14 protein-coding genes and 1 pseudogene are annotated in these 15,519 nt (G+C 34.9%); 8 read left to right on the forward strand and 7 right to left on the reverse strand.

What is annotated here, in order from left to right; genetic code table 11:
* Positions 1-12 precede the first annotated feature (12 nt).
* From IPM51_15565 to IPM51_15575, 3 genes are all read left to right on the forward strand, one after another.
* The gene (locus tag IPM51_15565; protein MBK9285715.1) at positions 13-1,485 is read left to right on the forward strand and encodes an NAD(P)/FAD-dependent oxidoreductase; all 1,473 of its coding nucleotides are present in this window, start codon (positions 13-15) and stop codon (positions 1,483-1,485) included.
* 94 nt (positions 1,486-1,579) lie between these two features.
* Positions 1,580-3,142: a HAMP domain-containing histidine kinase gene (locus tag IPM51_15570; GenBank protein MBK9285716.1), complete on the forward strand. Its 1,563-nt coding sequence runs from the start codon at positions 1,580-1,582 to the stop codon at positions 3,140-3,142.
* Between the two features lie 64 nt (positions 3,143-3,206).
* Positions 3,207-3,908: a response regulator transcription factor gene (locus tag IPM51_15575; protein MBK9285717.1), complete on the forward strand. Its 702-nt coding sequence runs from the start codon at positions 3,207-3,209 to the stop codon at positions 3,906-3,908.
* 51 nt (positions 3,909-3,959) lie between these two features.
* On the opposite strand, the gene IPM51_15580 is transcribed toward IPM51_15575, so the two are convergent.
* From IPM51_15580 to gmd, 5 genes are read right to left on the reverse strand one after another with little or no spacing between them, the layout of a single operon-like run.
* On the reverse strand, positions 3,960-5,369 hold the full coding sequence (locus IPM51_15580) for a TolC family protein (protein ID MBK9285718.1): 1,410 nt from the start codon (positions 5,367-5,369) through the stop codon (positions 3,960-3,962).
* Positions 5,370-5,376: 7 nt separating this feature from the next.
* Positions 5,377-6,501: an undecaprenyl/decaprenyl-phosphate alpha-N-acetylglucosaminyl 1-phosphate transferase gene (locus tag IPM51_15585; GenBank protein MBK9285719.1), complete on the reverse strand. Its 1,125-nt coding sequence runs from the start codon at positions 6,499-6,501 to the stop codon at positions 5,377-5,379.
* Positions 6,501-8,060, reverse strand: coding sequence for a hypothetical protein (locus tag IPM51_15590; protein MBK9285720.1), 1,560 nt, complete (start codon positions 8,058-8,060; stop codon positions 6,501-6,503). Before IPM51_15590 ends, IPM51_15585 begins: the two co-directional genes overlap by 1 nt.
* Before the next feature lie 24 nt (positions 8,061-8,084).
* Complete coding sequence (locus IPM51_15595; GenBank protein ID MBK9285721.1) at positions 8,085-9,026, reverse strand: GDP-L-fucose synthase; 942 nt, start codon at positions 9,024-9,026, stop codon at positions 8,085-8,087.
* Between the two features lie 3 nt (positions 9,027-9,029).
* Positions 9,030-10,118, reverse strand: coding sequence for a GDP-mannose 4,6-dehydratase (gene gmd, locus IPM51_15600; GenBank protein ID MBK9285722.1), 1,089 nt, complete (start codon positions 10,116-10,118; stop codon positions 9,030-9,032).
* 103 nt (positions 10,119-10,221) lie between these two features.
* On the opposite strand from gmd, the gene IPM51_15605 reads away from it, so the two are divergent.
* From IPM51_15605 to IPM51_15615, 3 genes and pseudogenes are all read left to right on the forward strand, one after another.
* On the forward strand, positions 10,222-10,458 hold the full coding sequence (locus IPM51_15605) for a DUF3098 domain-containing protein (protein MBK9285723.1): 237 nt from the start codon (positions 10,222-10,224) through the stop codon (positions 10,456-10,458).
* Positions 10,455-10,871, forward strand: a complete 417-nt coding sequence (locus IPM51_15610) for a hypothetical protein (GenBank protein ID MBK9285724.1) — start codon at positions 10,455-10,457, stop codon at positions 10,869-10,871. The genes IPM51_15605 and IPM51_15610 overlap by 4 nt, the downstream gene beginning before the upstream one ends.
* Before the next feature lie 49 nt (positions 10,872-10,920).
* A pseudogene (locus tag IPM51_15615) lies at positions 10,921-11,716 on the forward strand (undecaprenyl-diphosphate phosphatase).
* Between the two features lie 43 nt (positions 11,717-11,759).
* Here IPM51_15615 and IPM51_15620 read toward each other — a convergent pair.
* Together IPM51_15620 and IPM51_15625 are read right to left on the reverse strand one after the other, a co-directional pair.
* Positions 11,760-12,527 carry an alpha/beta fold hydrolase gene (locus IPM51_15620; protein ID MBK9285725.1) on the reverse strand — a complete coding sequence of 256 codons (768 nt, stop codon included), beginning with the start codon at positions 12,525-12,527 and terminating at the stop codon, positions 11,760-11,762.
* 7 nt (positions 12,528-12,534) lie between these two features.
* On the reverse strand, positions 12,535-13,251 hold the full coding sequence (locus IPM51_15625) for a pyridoxine 5'-phosphate synthase (protein ID MBK9285726.1): 717 nt from the start codon (positions 13,249-13,251) through the stop codon (positions 12,535-12,537).
* A gap of 67 nt (positions 13,252-13,318) precedes the next feature.
* Here IPM51_15625 and IPM51_15630 point away from each other — a divergent pair, with 67 nt between their 5' ends.
* Both IPM51_15630 and IPM51_15635 read left to right on the forward strand, forming a co-directional pair.
* Complete coding sequence (locus IPM51_15630; GenBank protein ID MBK9285727.1) at positions 13,319-13,981, forward strand: CBS domain-containing protein; 663 nt, start codon at positions 13,319-13,321, stop codon at positions 13,979-13,981.
* Positions 13,982-14,082: 101 nt separating this feature from the next.
* A complete protein-coding gene (locus IPM51_15635; GenBank protein MBK9285728.1) occupies positions 14,083-15,519 on the forward strand; it encodes a bifunctional UDP-3-O-[3-hydroxymyristoyl] N-acetylglucosamine deacetylase/3-hydroxyacyl-ACP dehydratase in 1,437 nt (478 codons plus the stop codon).

Genomic DNA, 15,519 nt, shown 5'->3' on the forward strand with positions numbered 1-15,519 from the left:
TGCTTAAATAAAATGGAATTTGATTTAATAGTAATTGGAGGCGGACCTAGTGGATATGCGGGAGCAATGCGCGCCATAGATTTTGGCAAAAAGGTGCTATTAATAGAAAAAAACAAGTTGGGTGGCGCGGCAATCTATGACGGAGTACTTTCTTCTAAAACATTTTGGGAACAGGCACTAAAAATTGCCGCAATTCGAGAATTGATACCCGGTTTTGAAGTGGATTTTAAAAATTTAACCCGTTTGGTGAATGAAGCCCTGTATGAAAGAAAATCGCAAATGACCATTCATATGCGGTTGCTACAAAACAATTTACCCGATTTATTTTTCTACGAAAAAGGTCACGGTTTAATTTTAGACAAAAATACCGTAGAAGTAAAAAAAGAAGATGGTAGTACCAGAAAATTCACAACACACAATATCTTAGTATGTACCGGCAGTAGGCCCCGAATGCCCGCAGGAATTGAAGTAGATGAAGAAATTATCTTAACCAGCGATGGAATAAAAAATATTAAAACATTACCCAAAAGTTTAGTTGTAGTTGGAGCCGGTGTAATTGGTTGTGAATTTGCAACAATATTTTCGGCGCTGGGAAAAACCAAAGTTTATTTGGTGGATAAAGCTGACCGGATTTTACCGTTTGAAGATGAAGATGTGGCCAAAGTAATTTCGGATGATTTAGAATCGCATGGAGCAGTAATTCACCACGGTGCATCGTTAAAGCACATGCAAATTAAAAACGGGTTGGTAGAATATGAGTTGAGTTATAAAGACGGAACGACAGAAAAAATTACTGTGGAAAAAGCTTTGATATCTATTGGAAGGGTGCCGAATGTGAATAACATAGGCTTTGAAAATGTAGGTTTAAAAATGGCTGAACGAGGTGGAGTTTGGGACGATGACACCCAAACCAATATTAGTAATATTTATGTGGCCGGTGATGTTACAACAGAAGTGGCATTGGTAAATGTTGGTGAACGTGAAGCTAGGCATGCAGTGGTGAGAATGTTTGGGCCTACTGTTAAACCGCTTTCCTATAAAAATATAAGTACCATTATGTTTTTAAATCCGGAAGTGGCGGCTGTTGGCATGAATGAACAAGAATGCCGGGCAAAAGATATACCACATAAGGTGGTGAAATTGGATTTTGCAACCAACGCACGTGCTATAGCCATGCGAAAAACAAAAGGTTTTTTTAAAATTATTGTTACTAACGATAACGGGATGCGCATTTTAGGAATGCGCGTAGTAGGAGAACATGCCAGTAGTGCTATTCAGGGAGTGGCCTATTTAATTTATACCAATCAGGGTATTCGTGAATTGGCAGACATGATGCATCCGCACCCAAGTATTATTGAAGGTGTGCAGGAATGTTTAAGGATGCTGTTGAATAAATCCATTTATAAACCATATGTGTTTACCGATCGCTTGAAATGTTACGTTTATGAAAATGGAAAAACCACACCCATTGAAAATTTTCACTAAATGAATTCGAATAAAAACTCCACATTAACAGTGAACTCACTTTATAATTATTTAGCATGTATTTGTAAAATTATAAGCTAATTTTGTTTATTGCATGATTAGCCGTACACCATTAATAATTTCTATAGCATTTTCAGTTGCCTTATTGGCCTTAATAGGTATACAGGCATTTTGGATTACCAATGATTTTAACGCCAAGGAAGATTTGTTTGCTGAAAAAGTGAACGATGTTTTAAATGTTACTTCATCTAAGTTAGAACGATTAGATACCACCCGGGGTTATAAACGAACCCGAGTGAGCAGATCGGCCGTGGTAATTAATACACCTTTTGTGAATAATCAAATTCAACAAGGCAATTTTGTGCGCATGATCACGAATCAAAGTGTAGATAGTAACGGCACACAGTTTAGCAGAATCACCTCAAAAGATTATGCATTCGATTCATTGATAAAGAACATGAAGGATGACCCTTCTGCTTTTAATTTTATTAATCAAATAAAGGCTCAAAAGAAGCAATTACAAACTTCTTCTAATGATGTTTTTAGTAAGTACCCTTCCGGCAATGATTTTTTTAAGGATGAGTATTTGTTTGAATCTTACAATAATTATAAGCAGAAAGTAGATACGGTTTTACTGGATTCTATTTTGAAAAATGAATTCAAAAGAAATGGTATTAAAGCAAAATACAATTATTATCTAACCTCTTTATATCCGGGCAGCTCACACCATAGTAATTTAGCTCAGGCAGAAAACATGGAAGATTCGGTTGGTGTTGTGTATAAAATAAATCTTTCACCCAGTAATCGTTTTATTGATCCGGAGTATTTAATTGTTCATTTTCCAACGCAGGAAAGAGATGTATTCAAAAGCATGTTAGGGTCGCTGATTTTATCATTACTTGTAATTCTAATTTTAATTTTCTCTTTTTATTATATCCTGGCTAGTAATCTTCGTCATAAAAAACTTTCCCAAATCAAAAATGATTTTATAAGTAATATGACGCATGAATTTAAAACACCCATTAGCACTATTGCTTTAGCCAGTGAAATGCTTTCTGATTCAAGTATAAATCAAACTCCCGATAAACAAACCCGATTCTTAAGAATGATTCGTGATGAAAACAAGCGGCTGAGTGTTTTAGTGGAAAGTATATTGCAAACTTCAATTTTAGATAAGGGGGAATTTAAATTAAAGAAAACTGAAATTGATGTGCATGATATTATTAATACGGCTATCAGCAACACCCAATTATTAATCGCTCAAAAAAATGGCAAAATAGTTACCGATTTAAGTGCCACAAAGCATGAACTTTTAGCCGATAAGGTGCATTTAACCAATATTGTTTTTAACCTGATTGATAATGCCATAAAGTATACCCGTGAAATACCTGAGATTAATATCAAAACCTTTAACACCGCCGAAGGTTTGATGATTGAAATAAAGGATAACGGTATAGGTATTAGCAAAGAGAATCAAAGAAAGATATTCGATAAATTTTATAGGGTTCCAACGGGTAACGTACACAACGTTAAGGGGTTTGGTTTGGGTTTATCTTATGTTTTAGCTGTAATTCTAAAACATGGCGGAACCATATCGGTTGATAGTGAGTTAGGTAAAGGAAGCACCTTTAAATTACACCTCCCTTTTGATAATTAATGTTAAAGATGTTAAAATTGGCACGTTTCATGCTATCTTTAATTTAAAATTTAACAAATAAGCTATGGAAAATGTTAAAACCAGGATATTACTAGTTGAGGACGATGAAAGTCTAGGTCCATTGTTACTTGAATATCTCGAGGCTAAAGGTTTTGAGACCAAATTAGCTAACGACGGTAAAAAAGGTGCTGATTTATTTTTTAAAGATTCATTCGACTTGCTTTTGCTAGATGTAATGATGCCGGTTAAAGACGGATTAACGCTAGCCAAAGAAATCAGAACAGTAAATAAAAATGTGCCCATTATTTTCTTAACTGCCAAGAGCATGAAAGAAGATACGATTGAAGGATTCAATGCCGGAGCTGATGATTATATTACCAAGCCATTTAGTATGGAAGAATTGTTGGTGCGTGTAAATGCAGTTTTACGCAGAACAAACAAAGTTCGTTCAACCGAAAGTGATGATGTTAATTTTAAAATTGGCAATTACAGTTTCAATTCTGAAAAACAAATTCTGCAAAGCGGAACTAATGAACAGAAATTAACTACCAAAGAAAGTCAGTTGTTGCGTTTGTTATGTGTACATAAAAATGATGTATTAGACAGAAACTTTGCATTAAAAACTATTTGGCATGATGATAATTATTTTAATGGCAGAAGCATGGATGTTTATATAGCCAAGCTAAGAAAATACTTACGCGATGATTCAAAAGTTGAGATTATCAATATACACGGCAAAGGCTTTAAGCTTTTAGTGAATTCATAATTTTAAAATGATTTTGACGAGAAGGGTGTAAATTTTTACGCCCTTTTTTTATTAGAAGGTGAGGGGTTTGCCCTGATAAAAGTCTAATACTTTTATTTTAAAAAGATAATCGTATTTGGCCTGAAGTAAATTACTTTCGGCAGCAAACAGTCTGTTTTTTGAATTTGTAAAATCAAAGGCGCTGATTGAGCCTGCGTTGAATTTTTGCTGAGCATATTTAAATGATTCGCTTGCTGCAGTTACATTACTTTTGCTTGCATTGTATTTGTTTAGTGCTGCCTTTGCATTCATATGCGCCTGCGCAATAGTTTTATACAGATTTTGCTGATTTAATTCCTGGGTATATCTCGAATTCAACAAACTAATTTTTGCATTTTTAATCGAAGTATGTGTTTGAAGTCCGTTAAACAATGGAATGTTTAAAGTAAAACCTATCGTTTTATTTACGTTATCTTTCACTTGATTTGAAAAAGGTGTTTCTTCAAATAAAGGATCTTGTCTGTTATAAACCAATGGCCCTATACCGGGAATATTTCCTAAAGTGTCAGTTACATTATTGTAACCGGCCAATCGTTTTGCCACTCCGGAATAACCAGTACCTATAGAGCCGGTTAAACTCAAGGAAGGACTAATTCGTCCTTTACTGGCTGCGTAAGTTCGGTCAGCGCTCATTATCGCATATTCTCCGCTCTTTATGTTGTGCTGATTTTTTAGAGCCGTTTCATATATATATTGCACGTTGTTTTCGAGCAAAGTATTATTTTCAATTTCAATCGTTGGTCGACTAACATCAAAATTAGCAATACTATCGTAGTTCATTAATTGCCGAAGTCCTAATACGGCGAGTTTAGAATTATTATCCGCATTCGTTACATTTAATTCCTCATTAGCTAATTGAGCTCTGATATCGTACTCAACACTTTTAGCCAAGGCGCCGGCGTTTACCAATTTCATGGTTTGTTCTAATTGTTCTTTGGTTACATTAAACTGGCTTGTAGATATTTTTAAAAGCTCTTCACTAAAAACCACATTGATATAAGCGTTTGCTACATTCAGCGACAAATCATTTTCCTGTTGTTTTAAATTTTCAATTCCACTTAAATAATTAAATTCATTGGCGCGAATGGTATTGTACTGAGAAAGGCCGCTCCAAAGCACCAAATTTGTACTTGCGAAAAAGTTTTGCGATAAAAATTGAGTATTGGCAAAAGTACCGGAAAAACGATCCACCGTTTTACCAAAATTATAATTATGTTGTGCTCCAACATTTAATGTAGGTAAAACATTAGCTTTGGATTGATTGCTGTTGTTTTTGTTTATTTCATTATTTAAAGCAGATTGTTTAAGTGAAATATTGTGACTAATTGCATATTGTATACACTGTTGTAAATCCCAGGGTGACTGCGAAAAAGCACATAGGTGTATTAGGAAAATGAAAAATATTTTAAAGGCGTGTTTCATTGTTTAATCACATTTCATCATCAGTTTCGTATTTTTTTCTGGAAATCCGATTGTTTTTTTTGACCGATTTATTAATTCCTAAAACTACTAAAAGAAAAATCAGACTCGTGAATAAAATAGTTAATAATCCAAAAGTTGCTTCGTAGATAAAGTATGTAAGTAAAGAAGCCCCAATAGTGAAAATAGTAAACAGGTATATAATTATTACCGATTTGGCATGGCCATATTTGCAATCAATTAATTTATGATGTAAGTGATTGCGATCAGCCTGAAAAGGGGAAGCACCTTTTAATGCTCTGATGATGAAAACTCTTAAGGTATCCAACAAAGGATAAATTAAAGCGGCAACGGCATATACAGGTTTACTCACATGAACCCAAAAATTATCTAAAGCCGAGGTAGGATATTCAATTAAGCGAATGGCTAAAACACAAATAAACATACCAATTACTAATGAGCCTGAGTCGCCCATGAATATTTTAGCCGGAGAAAAATTAAAAATTAAAAAACCAAATAAAGCACCTGCCAAAGAAAAAGATAATGCAGCATAAGGAAATTCTTTCGCAAAAATAAACCAAATACCAAAAGCTACCGAACTCAGTAGCCCAACACCGGCAGCAAGTCCATCAACGCCGTCAATTAAATTAAAAGCATTAACTACTACTACATAAGTAAATATCGATAAGAAAACACTACCCCAAATGGGAATGTTATAAACTCCAAAAATGCCATGCAAACTGGTAATTCTTATATCACCCATTAATACTAAAATAAGGGCAACAACTATATGTGCAAATAATTTTTTTACCGGTGCAGTACCTATTATATCATCTTTTACTCCAACAAAAAATAATATTATACTTGTGGCAATAACCAGTTTAAATTCTTTTACTGATTGTAAAATTTTATCATAGTGTTGTAAATCTTCAACACTATACCATAGTGTATATGCAAATAAAGTCCCTGCAAATATGATAATTCCTCCAATGGTAGGGATAGATCGTTTGTGAATTTTACGATCTTCGGTGGGGGAGTCAATCAATCTTTTTAATACAGCAACTTTAATCAACGCGGGAGTTGAGTATAATACCACTATAAATGCGGTGAAAAATGCAAGTATCAATACGCTCATTAAAAGTCGAAATAGAGATTGGTTAATCCGGTGCGTAACATAAGATACACGTAATTGGTTTGATTACTTAATACTTTAAAATTAGGAAAATTCTCATTACGATAGGTATAACCCATGTTTATATTTAGGTTGTATGACGGGTTAAGTAAATAACCAATCGAAAAATTGGCAATTTCGGTAGAACTGAGGTAATCATTGTCTTTTTCTCTTTCAATTAAATGATACCTAGCGTTCAGAATTAATCGCTTCCGTTTATAATCCGCCATAATAAATAATTCCTTTCCGTGTCCCGGCGTAAATCCTAAAGTTTGATTGTAGTGTGAGTACGATTGATTTTTACGAGTTGTGACTGGACTTAAATAACTGTTTTGGTATACGTCATTGTATTCTACTTGTAAGAATAAGTTCTTTACCCGAAGTAAGTCGTAAAAACAAAGACCGGCTTGATAGCCCATACCCTTCTGAAAATCAACATCAGGAGTTAAATCATCTATCATTACCTGTCCGTAAATATTTATTTTGTTGGTTATTTTTAATTTAATATCTCCTCCAATTAAAATATTATTACTGTCGTTTAAACCTTTAGTAGCTGCCGTTGAAAATATAAACGGGTTATAATAATTATAATTTACATGATAGTTGTTTTTTAGATCTCCCGCATCCCAAATAATGCCCTGAAAAAACCCAACATTAACAAATTTCGTAGGGTTTATACTCAAGTATTGAAACGCCGCTGGTTTTTTTTGAAGCAGCGGTTCGGCATATGGAGAAAATTTAGCTGAGGCCGGTGTTAGGTTCATGAACAAGGCATAGATATTGGTGTATTGCAAACGACCCTTGAACCACTGTTGTGTTACTCGTGCATAGGGATAATTTAAGCAGTTATCACTTAATAGTAGCGAGCGATAACCATTTCCGATTTTGTGTTTACCGTGACCAAATTGCACATTAATTTGTTTTGTTGCTTGTATCGATACAAAACCGGATGAGTAAGCAAAGTCGAAGCCGGATTCTTTAAATTTTTTCCATCTTCCCTGTCCGGGCACAACACCAAACACTCGAGCAAAGGAGTCAACATAAAATGGCAATCGGGCTTGATTTTCACTAAACATAGTTTCAACGTAAACTTTATTTCCTATGTAAGCCGAGCCAATAAGTCCTCTGGTATTTGTAAAGGTTTGCGTTTTATTTCCTTTGTAGTAATCATTTCCGGGTTGAATATTTAAAATTGGATCAAGAATAAAACGTGCGTTAGTTCCTTTGGGAGAAAAATCAAGTGTGTGTTTAAAGAAAGCAATATCAAGCGCCGGGTCATCTGAAATGAATTTAAAGATACGGTGCGTGTCGGGTACATGTTCGTATTTTGAAGAATAAAAATGAATGTAGGGTTTTAAGCCGGCATGTATAGATGAATCTTTGTTTGCCAGTTTTTTTTCCGTAAGCAATGAAAATGCATAATCAACGGGCATGTTGTAAAACTGAGCAAAATAAATTTTAGAAAATAATAAGGCAGCTGTAAAAAATAAAAAGCGATTATATTTTGTTTTCGACTTTACCAAATAATATAGTGTTAATGGAAGTTTTTACCAAGTTTTTACGTTTTGCTTTTTCTTAAAATCCTCATATACACTTTTTATGCCTTCTTCTAGTGTAATTTTATATTTCCAACCTAAGCTTTCTAAATAACTCACATCCATTAATTTTTTTGGAGTGCCATCCGGTTTACTCAAATCGTGTTTTATTTCTCCCTTATACCCTACTATTTTTTGAATGAGTAATGCAAGATCTTTAATACTGATATCTGTTCCGCAGCCAATATTTACGTGCTTTACACCACTGTATGTTTTCATTAAATGCACACAGGCATCAGCCATATCATCGGCGTGTAAAAACTCACGTAATGGATTTCCGGTTCCCCAAATGGTAACTTCAGGGGCATTATTTTCTTTGGCTTCGTGAAATTTTCTGATTAAGGCCGGTAAAACATGGGAGTTATTTAAGTTATAATTATCATTCGGCCCATACAAATTGGTAGGCATAACACTAATAAAATCACAATTGTATTGCCTGCGGTAATTTTCACACATTTTTATTCCGGCAATTTTTGCAATCGCATACGGTTCGTTTGTTTCTTCCAAATAACCACTAAGCAAATATTCTTCTTTCAGTGGTTGTGGTGCCATTTTTGGGTAAATGCAAGAGGAGCCTAAAAACAATAATTTTTTTACTTTGTTAATGTAAGATGCATGAATCACATTATTTTGTATGCAAAGGTTGTCATACAGAAACTCGGCCCGGTAGGTATTGTTGGCGTTAATTCCTCCAACCCTTGCAGCAGCCAAAAAAACATAGTCTGGTTTTTCAGCATTGAAAAATTCTTCTACTTCAGTTTGTCTTCTTAAATCGAGTTGTTTAGAATCACGAAAAATAAAATTATCGAAACCTTTTTGCTGCAGATTTCTTAAAAGGGCCGAACCTACCATGCCTTTATGTCCGGCAATGTATATTTTGGAATTTAGCTCCATTTATTATTCGTTTGGACTTAAAACTTTATGCCCGCCTTCCAACAAATATTTATCACGCTTAAACAATTCCACATCTGCCTTTACCATTTCTTTACAAAGTGTTTCAACGGTGTATTTAGTTTTCCAGCCTAATTTTGTTTTTGCTTTTGTGGCATCACCTACCAGTAAATCTACCTCAGCCGGTCGATAATAATTTTTATCTACCTCCACCAAAACTTTCCCTGTTTTAATATCTATTCCTCTCTCGTTTTCTTCTTTTCCTTCCCATTTTAATTCTATTCCAACTTCTTTAAACGACATGTTTACAAATTCCCGAACCGAAATTTTTATGCCGGTTGCTAAAACATAATCATCCGGTTCATCTTGTTGCAACATACGCCACATGCCTTCTACATAATCTTTGGCATGACCCCAATCGCGCTCGGCATCCAAGTTTCCTAGAAAAAGTGTATCCTGCATGCCTAAACTAATTTTTGCCACAGCTCTGGTAATTTTTCTGGTTACAAATGTTTCACCTCTGATCGGACTTTCATGATTAAATAAAATTCCGTTGCAGGCAAACATGCCATAACTCTCGCGGTAATTTTTTGTTATCCAGAAACCATATAATTTAGCAACTCCATAAGGAGAGCGCGGGTAAAAAGGGGTGGTTTCCTTTTGGGGAACTTCCTGAACCAAACCATATAATTCACTGGTAGAGGCCTGGTAAAACTTGGTTTTCTTTTCTAGTTTTAAAATACGTATGGCTTCAAGTATTCTTAGTGCACCAATGGCATCAGCGTTTGCTGTATACTCCGGCGTTTCAAAACTTACTTTTACGTGAGATTGTGCGGCCAGATTGTAAATTTCATCCGGTTGTACTTCTTGAATAATACGAATTAAGTTGGTACTATCGGTTAAATCACCATAATGCAACTTAAACACTACATTTTTTTCGTGAACATCCTGGTATAAATGATCAATTCTGTCTGTGTTAAATAATGAACTTCTTCTTTTAATGCCATGCACATGATAGCCTTTGGATAATAAAAGTTCAGCCAAATAGGCCCCGTCTTGTCCGGTAATACCGGTAATTAATGCAACTTTTGCCATGTTAAATGATAATCAACAATATTACGAAATTTTAACTGATTTACAGAGTGATTTTTTCAATCGCTGTCGGGCAAAATAGCTATATTTGACTTTCTAATTTACAATGAAAACAACTTTCACAAAAAAGAATTATTATATTCTAATCACTGGCGTACTGCTTATTCTCATAGGTTATCTTTTAATGATAGGTGGAGGAAGCGATGATCCAAATGTTTTCAACCCGGCTATATTCGACTTCCAAAGAATAACCTTGGCTCCTATGGTTTGTTTGGCAGGTTTTGTTACGATAATTGTCTCCATCATGTGGCGCCCCAAAAACGAAGGTGAACCTGCAAAATGATAGACTCTCCGGACAATAAACCACCGGTTCAACGCCCTTTTAAATACAAGCTGCGCAAATTCTTTGTCATTTTTCTTTCAGTACTCATTGTATCATTAAGTATTTACTATTTTATTTGTGGCATGACCTATAGCGAAGGTACTCGCTCAGGTATATTAACTAAAGTAAGTAAAAAAGGTTACGTATTTAAAACGTATGAAGGGGAATTGAATGTTGGTGGATTTAGCCAGGGAGATGGCACTATAATGCCGGCTTCTATATTTAAATTTTCTATCGAACAAGATTCTATTTATAAAAGTCTTGAAATGGCCCAGGGTAAAAAAGTTATCTTACATTATAAAGAACGCATTCACGCATTTTTCTGGCAGGGGGATACCAATTATTTTATTCACAATATAACATGGGTAAACTAATTCAGCGATAGTTTTTTATTTTGTATAAACAATTATTTTTACCGGCAATATGACTTATTTACAAGCATTAATTATTGCCATAGTAGAAGGCTTAAGTGAATTCCTTCCTATTTCTTCAACCGGTCACATGATGATTACCACCGCAATTTTGGGAATGGAACACACTTCCTTTGTAAAGTTGTTTACCGTGGCAATACAATTTGGTGCAATTTTAAGTGTTGTTGTATTGTATTTCAAACGTTTTTTCAGAACAGTTAATTTTTATATTAAATTACTTTTTGCTTTCATTCCAAGCGCAATTGCCGGTTTATTATTAGGTGATTATATAGATGCATTGTTAGAAAATGTTTTTGGCGTAGCCGTAGCTTTGTTTGTTGGTGGAATAATATTTTTATTTGTAGACAAGTGGTTTAAAGAGGAAAAGATAAAAGATGAGGAAGGTGTGAAAAAATATTACAGCAGTGAAAATTGGTTTATTTCAATGTTTGGCTTTATTTCCCGGTGTGAGCAGAAGCGCAGCCACGATCATTGGTGGCATGAGTCAAAAATTATCGCGCCAAGCTGCAGCTGAATTTTCTTTTTTTCTGGCTGTACCCACCATGTTTGCAGCTACGGCTAAAAAATTATTGGATTTTTATAAAGATGGATTGGTGTTGAATAACGAAGAAATAAAAATACTCGCTTTTGGCAATGTAGTGGCTTTTATAGTGGCGCTCATCGCTATTAAAACTTTTATAGGTTTATTAAATAAATACGGATTTAAAATGTGGGGTTATTATCGGATTATTGTTGGCGGAATTTTAATTATTTTTTTCTTAATGGGAATTGAAATCAGCGTGATTTAATAAGAAATTACAGATTCCAAAACCGATAACTAAAATGATCACATCACTTTATAAAACGAATCACTGCCTCAAAAAATTCCTTGGGCTTTTCGGCATGTACCCAATGTCCCGCACCAGGAACAGATAAAAACTGTATAGAAGAAAATCTTTTTTTAAAATCTTCCTGATCATTTAAATTCACGTAGTCTGATTTCTCACCGCTTATGACCAAACAAGGAACGGTGCTATTAAATTCGGGTACCATAACGCCAATATTATTGTAATTATCTCCGATAACCTTTAAATTAAATCGCCAATCTAATTTATTTTCTTCGGTACTTTTCCAGTAAATATTTTTAAGCAAAAACTGTTTTGTTCCAAAGTCAGGAATATATTCACCCAAAATAACTTCAGCATCTTTTCTTGATTTTACTTCATCAAAATTTACGGCATTTAATGCATTTAAAACTTCATTGTGATGCGGAGTGTAGGCCCGGGTTGCTATATCAACAACAATTAATTGTTCGGCATATTTCGGAAACATCCATTCAAAAAACAACACCGTTTTACCACCCATACTATGACCCAACAAAATTGGATTTTTCAGTTGATGCGTATCTATAAATTCGCGCAAATCATTAGCCATGCATTCATAATCCCACTCCGTACTATGATCACTTAATCCATGATTGCGCTGGTCAATTGTAAAAACTTGAAATCCCGATTCGGCAAATTGTTTGGCTAGTGTGTTCCAATTATCACTTTGACCAAATAAACCATGCAAAATAATTAAAGGTTTTCCGCTTCCAAACGCTCTATAAGCTAATTTCATCCTACGTTTATTTTAACTTTCGTAAATACATTTGCACGGTGTTTTCTAAACCAAAATACAAGGCATCACTTATTAAAGCATGCCCAATAGAAACTTCTTCTAATTGCGGAATATTTTTATTGAAGTACTGCAAATTTTCCAAACTCAAGTCGTGTCCGGCGTTCACACCCAATTTAAGTTGATGCGCTTTTTGCGCTGCAGTAATAAAGGGAGCTATTGCTTTTTCTTTATTGGTAAGAAAAGTACTGGCATAGGCTTCAGTATACAATTCAATTCGATCAGTTTCCGTTTCCAAAGCTCCTTCAATCATGGCAATTTCCGGGTTCACAAAAATCGAAGTTCTGATTCCCGCTTTTTTAAATACCTGAATTATTTCCTGTAAATATTTTTTGTGCGTTTTGGTATCCCAACCTTGATTACTCGTTAGTTGGTCTTGTGCGTCGGGCACTAAAGTAACTTGTTGAGGTTTTACATCTAAAACCAGATCAATAAATTTATTTTCTTTCGGGTTACCTTCAATATTGAATTCAGTATATACTATTTTTTTTAAATTCCGCACATCGGCATAAGTGATATGTCTTTCATCGGGCCTTGGATGTACGGTTATTCCGTTCGCGCCAAATCGTTGAATGTCCGCTGCACATTTTAATACGTCAGGCACATTTCCACCTCTGGCATTACGCAGGGTTGCAATTTTATTTATATTCACACTCAATTTGCACATCACACTAATTTTTCGTAACTTAAAGAGATTAAAAGTAAAACTTATTTCCTAATTTTGAATACAGAATATGTTGGTTGGCGATTTAATAACAGACGAGATTCCTCCGTTAAAAGTAACGGACACGGTGGAAATGGCCTTAGACTGGATGGAGCAGTTTAAGGTAACGCATTTGGCTGTGGTTCATAATCGTGAATTAATTGGTGTGGTATCGGAAGCAGATTTACTGGACTATGAGCACCCCGAGGAGCAAATCAATTCTACCAAAGTAGCTTTATTAAAACCCATTATCTATCATTATCAGCACACTTATGATTTAGTAAAGCTAATGAGTAGTCTTAATTTAACCTTAATGCCGGTGTTGGATGAAAATGAATTGTATAAAGGCTGTATTACGTTAAAAGGCATAGTTCAAAACATCAGTAAAATGATGTCCGTTCAAAATCCGGGCGGTGTAATCGTACTGGAATTAAATCAGGTAGATTATTCTCTTACCCAAATAGCCGGAATAATTGAAGGAAATGATTCTAAAATATTGAGTTTACATGTTTCTTCCGATCCGGATAGTAGCAGAATGGAAGTAACCATTAAAGTTAACCGAGAAGATTTATCGGGAATTTTACAAACTTTTGCCCGATATAACTATACCGTAAAAGCGCATTTTCAGCAAGGCGATTATAATTCAGATTATAAGAACCGGATGGATGAATTTATGCGTTATCTAAACATGTAACTCGCTCGGATTTATTCACAAATTTGGTTTAGCATTCCCGAAAAATTGAGGTTTCCTATTTATAAAATATTGGTATCTTTACCCTAATAGATTTAAAAAAGATGGCCGAAAAACAAAAAACCATTAAACAAAAAATTTCAGTTACCGGTGTTGGTTTGCATACCGGTGAGCCAAACACAATTACTTTTGTGCCTGCACCTGAAAATCATTGGTATAAATTTCAACGTTGTGATTTGGAAGGCGAACCGATTATTGAAGCGGATGCGGATTTGGTGGTTGATACGGCAAGAGGCACAACTTTAGAAAAAAACGGAGCCAAAGTTTATACCACCGAACATGTGCTTGCTGCATTGGTGGGTTTAGGAATAGATAATTGTTTGATTCAGATGACCGGACCCGAAATGCCAATCATGGACGGAAGTTCTTGGAAATTTATTGAAGCTTTAGAAGCAGCCGGTATAGTTGAACAAGAAGCGGAGAGAACGTATTTTGAATTAACTGAAAACTTAACTTACGAAGATCCGGTTAAAAAAGTAGAAATGCTTGCGGTACCTCAAGATACGTATCGTTGCACCGTAATGGTAGATTATAATAGTGAGGTATTAGGCACACAACATGCAGGAATATATTCTATAGATCAGTTTAAAGAAGAAGTTTCAAAATGCAGAACCTTTGTTTTTTTACATGAACTGGAAGCATTGTTGCAACATAATTTGATTAAGGGAGGAGATTTGGATAATGCCATTGTATTAGTAGATCGCGAGTTGCCCAAAGAAAAATTAGATCATTTACGTAAAGTTTTTAATAAGGAACATGTTGAAGTTAAAGGAAAAGGCGTTTTAAATAATACGCAATTGCATTATTATAATGAACCGGCCCGTCATAAATTACTGGATATTATTGGCGATTTGGCTTTAGCCGGAAAACCATTAAAAATTCACGTACTCGCTGCACGTCCGGGGCATGCCGGCAATGTTTCTTTTGCTAAAAAAATAAAGCAAATGATACGCGAAGAGGCCATGCGGAAAAAGAAAAACATCATCACACCTTACGATTTAAATAAACCGGCCTTATACGACATAAATCAAATTCAAAAAATATTGCCGCATCGTCAGCCCTTTTTATTTGTAGATAAAATAATGGAAATTACGGAAGAGGGAATTGTTGGTGTGAAAAACATCAGCATGAATGAGGATTTTTTCAGAGGACATTTTCCGGAAGCTCCTGTTTTCCCTGGTGTGCTTCAAATTGAAGCTATGGCGCAAGTTGGCGGAATTTTTGCTTTAAGCAAAGTACCCGACCCCGAAAATTATTTGACTTATTTTATGAGTATAGATAAAGTTAAATTCAAACAACAAGTAATTCCGGGAGATACTATTGTTTTCAGATTATCATTAGTTACTCCCATTCGTCGTGGAATTGTGCATATGCGCGGTGAAGCTTTTGTGCGTGAAAAACAAGTAATGGAAGCTGAAATGATGGCGCTACTCTCTAAAGTAAAAGGCAAAGAAGTTAAAGAAACCGCTGAAGTAAATTAA

The sequence above is a fragment of the Sphingobacteriaceae bacterium genome (assembly GCA_016715905.1).
GTDB lineage: Bacteria > Bacteroidota > Bacteroidia > B-17B0 > Aurantibacillaceae > Aurantibacillus.

What these genes read in the sequence shown, in the direction of transcription:
- IPM51_15635 (MBK9285728.1), top strand. Translation starts at nt 14,083, where the DNA reads ATGGCCGAAAAACAAAAAACCATTAAACAAAAAATTTCAGTTACCGGT.
- IPM51_15575 (MBK9285717.1), top strand. Translation starts at nt 3,207, where the DNA reads ATGGAAAATGTTAAAACCAGGATATTACTAGTTGAGGACGATGAAAGT.
- IPM51_15570 (MBK9285716.1), top strand. Translation starts at nt 1,580, where the DNA reads ATGATTAGCCGTACACCATTAATAATTTCTATAGCATTTTCAGTTGCC.
- IPM51_15620 (MBK9285725.1), bottom strand. Translation starts at nt 12,527, where the DNA reads ATGAAATTAGCTTATAGAGCGTTTGGAAGCGGAAAACCTTTAATTATT.
- IPM51_15630 (MBK9285727.1), top strand. Translation starts at nt 13,319, where the DNA reads ATGTTGGTTGGCGATTTAATAACAGACGAGATTCCTCCGTTAAAAGTA.
- IPM51_15610 (MBK9285724.1), top strand. Translation starts at nt 10,455, where the DNA reads ATGATAGACTCTCCGGACAATAAACCACCGGTTCAACGCCCTTTTAAA.
- IPM51_15605 (MBK9285723.1), top strand. Translation starts at nt 10,222, where the DNA reads ATGAAAACAACTTTCACAAAAAAGAATTATTATATTCTAATCACTGGC.
- IPM51_15565 (MBK9285715.1), top strand. Translation starts at nt 13, where the DNA reads ATGGAATTTGATTTAATAGTAATTGGAGGCGGACCTAGTGGATATGCG.
- IPM51_15580 (MBK9285718.1), bottom strand. Translation starts at nt 5,369, where the DNA reads ATGAAACACGCCTTTAAAATATTTTTCATTTTCCTAATACACCTATGT.
- gmd (MBK9285722.1), bottom strand. Translation starts at nt 10,118, where the DNA reads ATGGCAAAAGTTGCATTAATTACCGGTATTACCGGACAAGACGGGGCC.
- IPM51_15625 (MBK9285726.1), bottom strand. Translation starts at nt 13,251, where the DNA reads ATGTGCAAATTGAGTGTGAATATAAATAAAATTGCAACCCTGCGTAAT.
- IPM51_15595 (MBK9285721.1), bottom strand. Translation starts at nt 9,026, where the DNA reads ATGGAGCTAAATTCCAAAATATACATTGCCGGACATAAAGGCATGGTA.
- IPM51_15585 (MBK9285719.1), bottom strand. Translation starts at nt 6,501, where the DNA reads ATGAGCGTATTGATACTTGCATTTTTCACCGCATTTATAGTGGTATTA.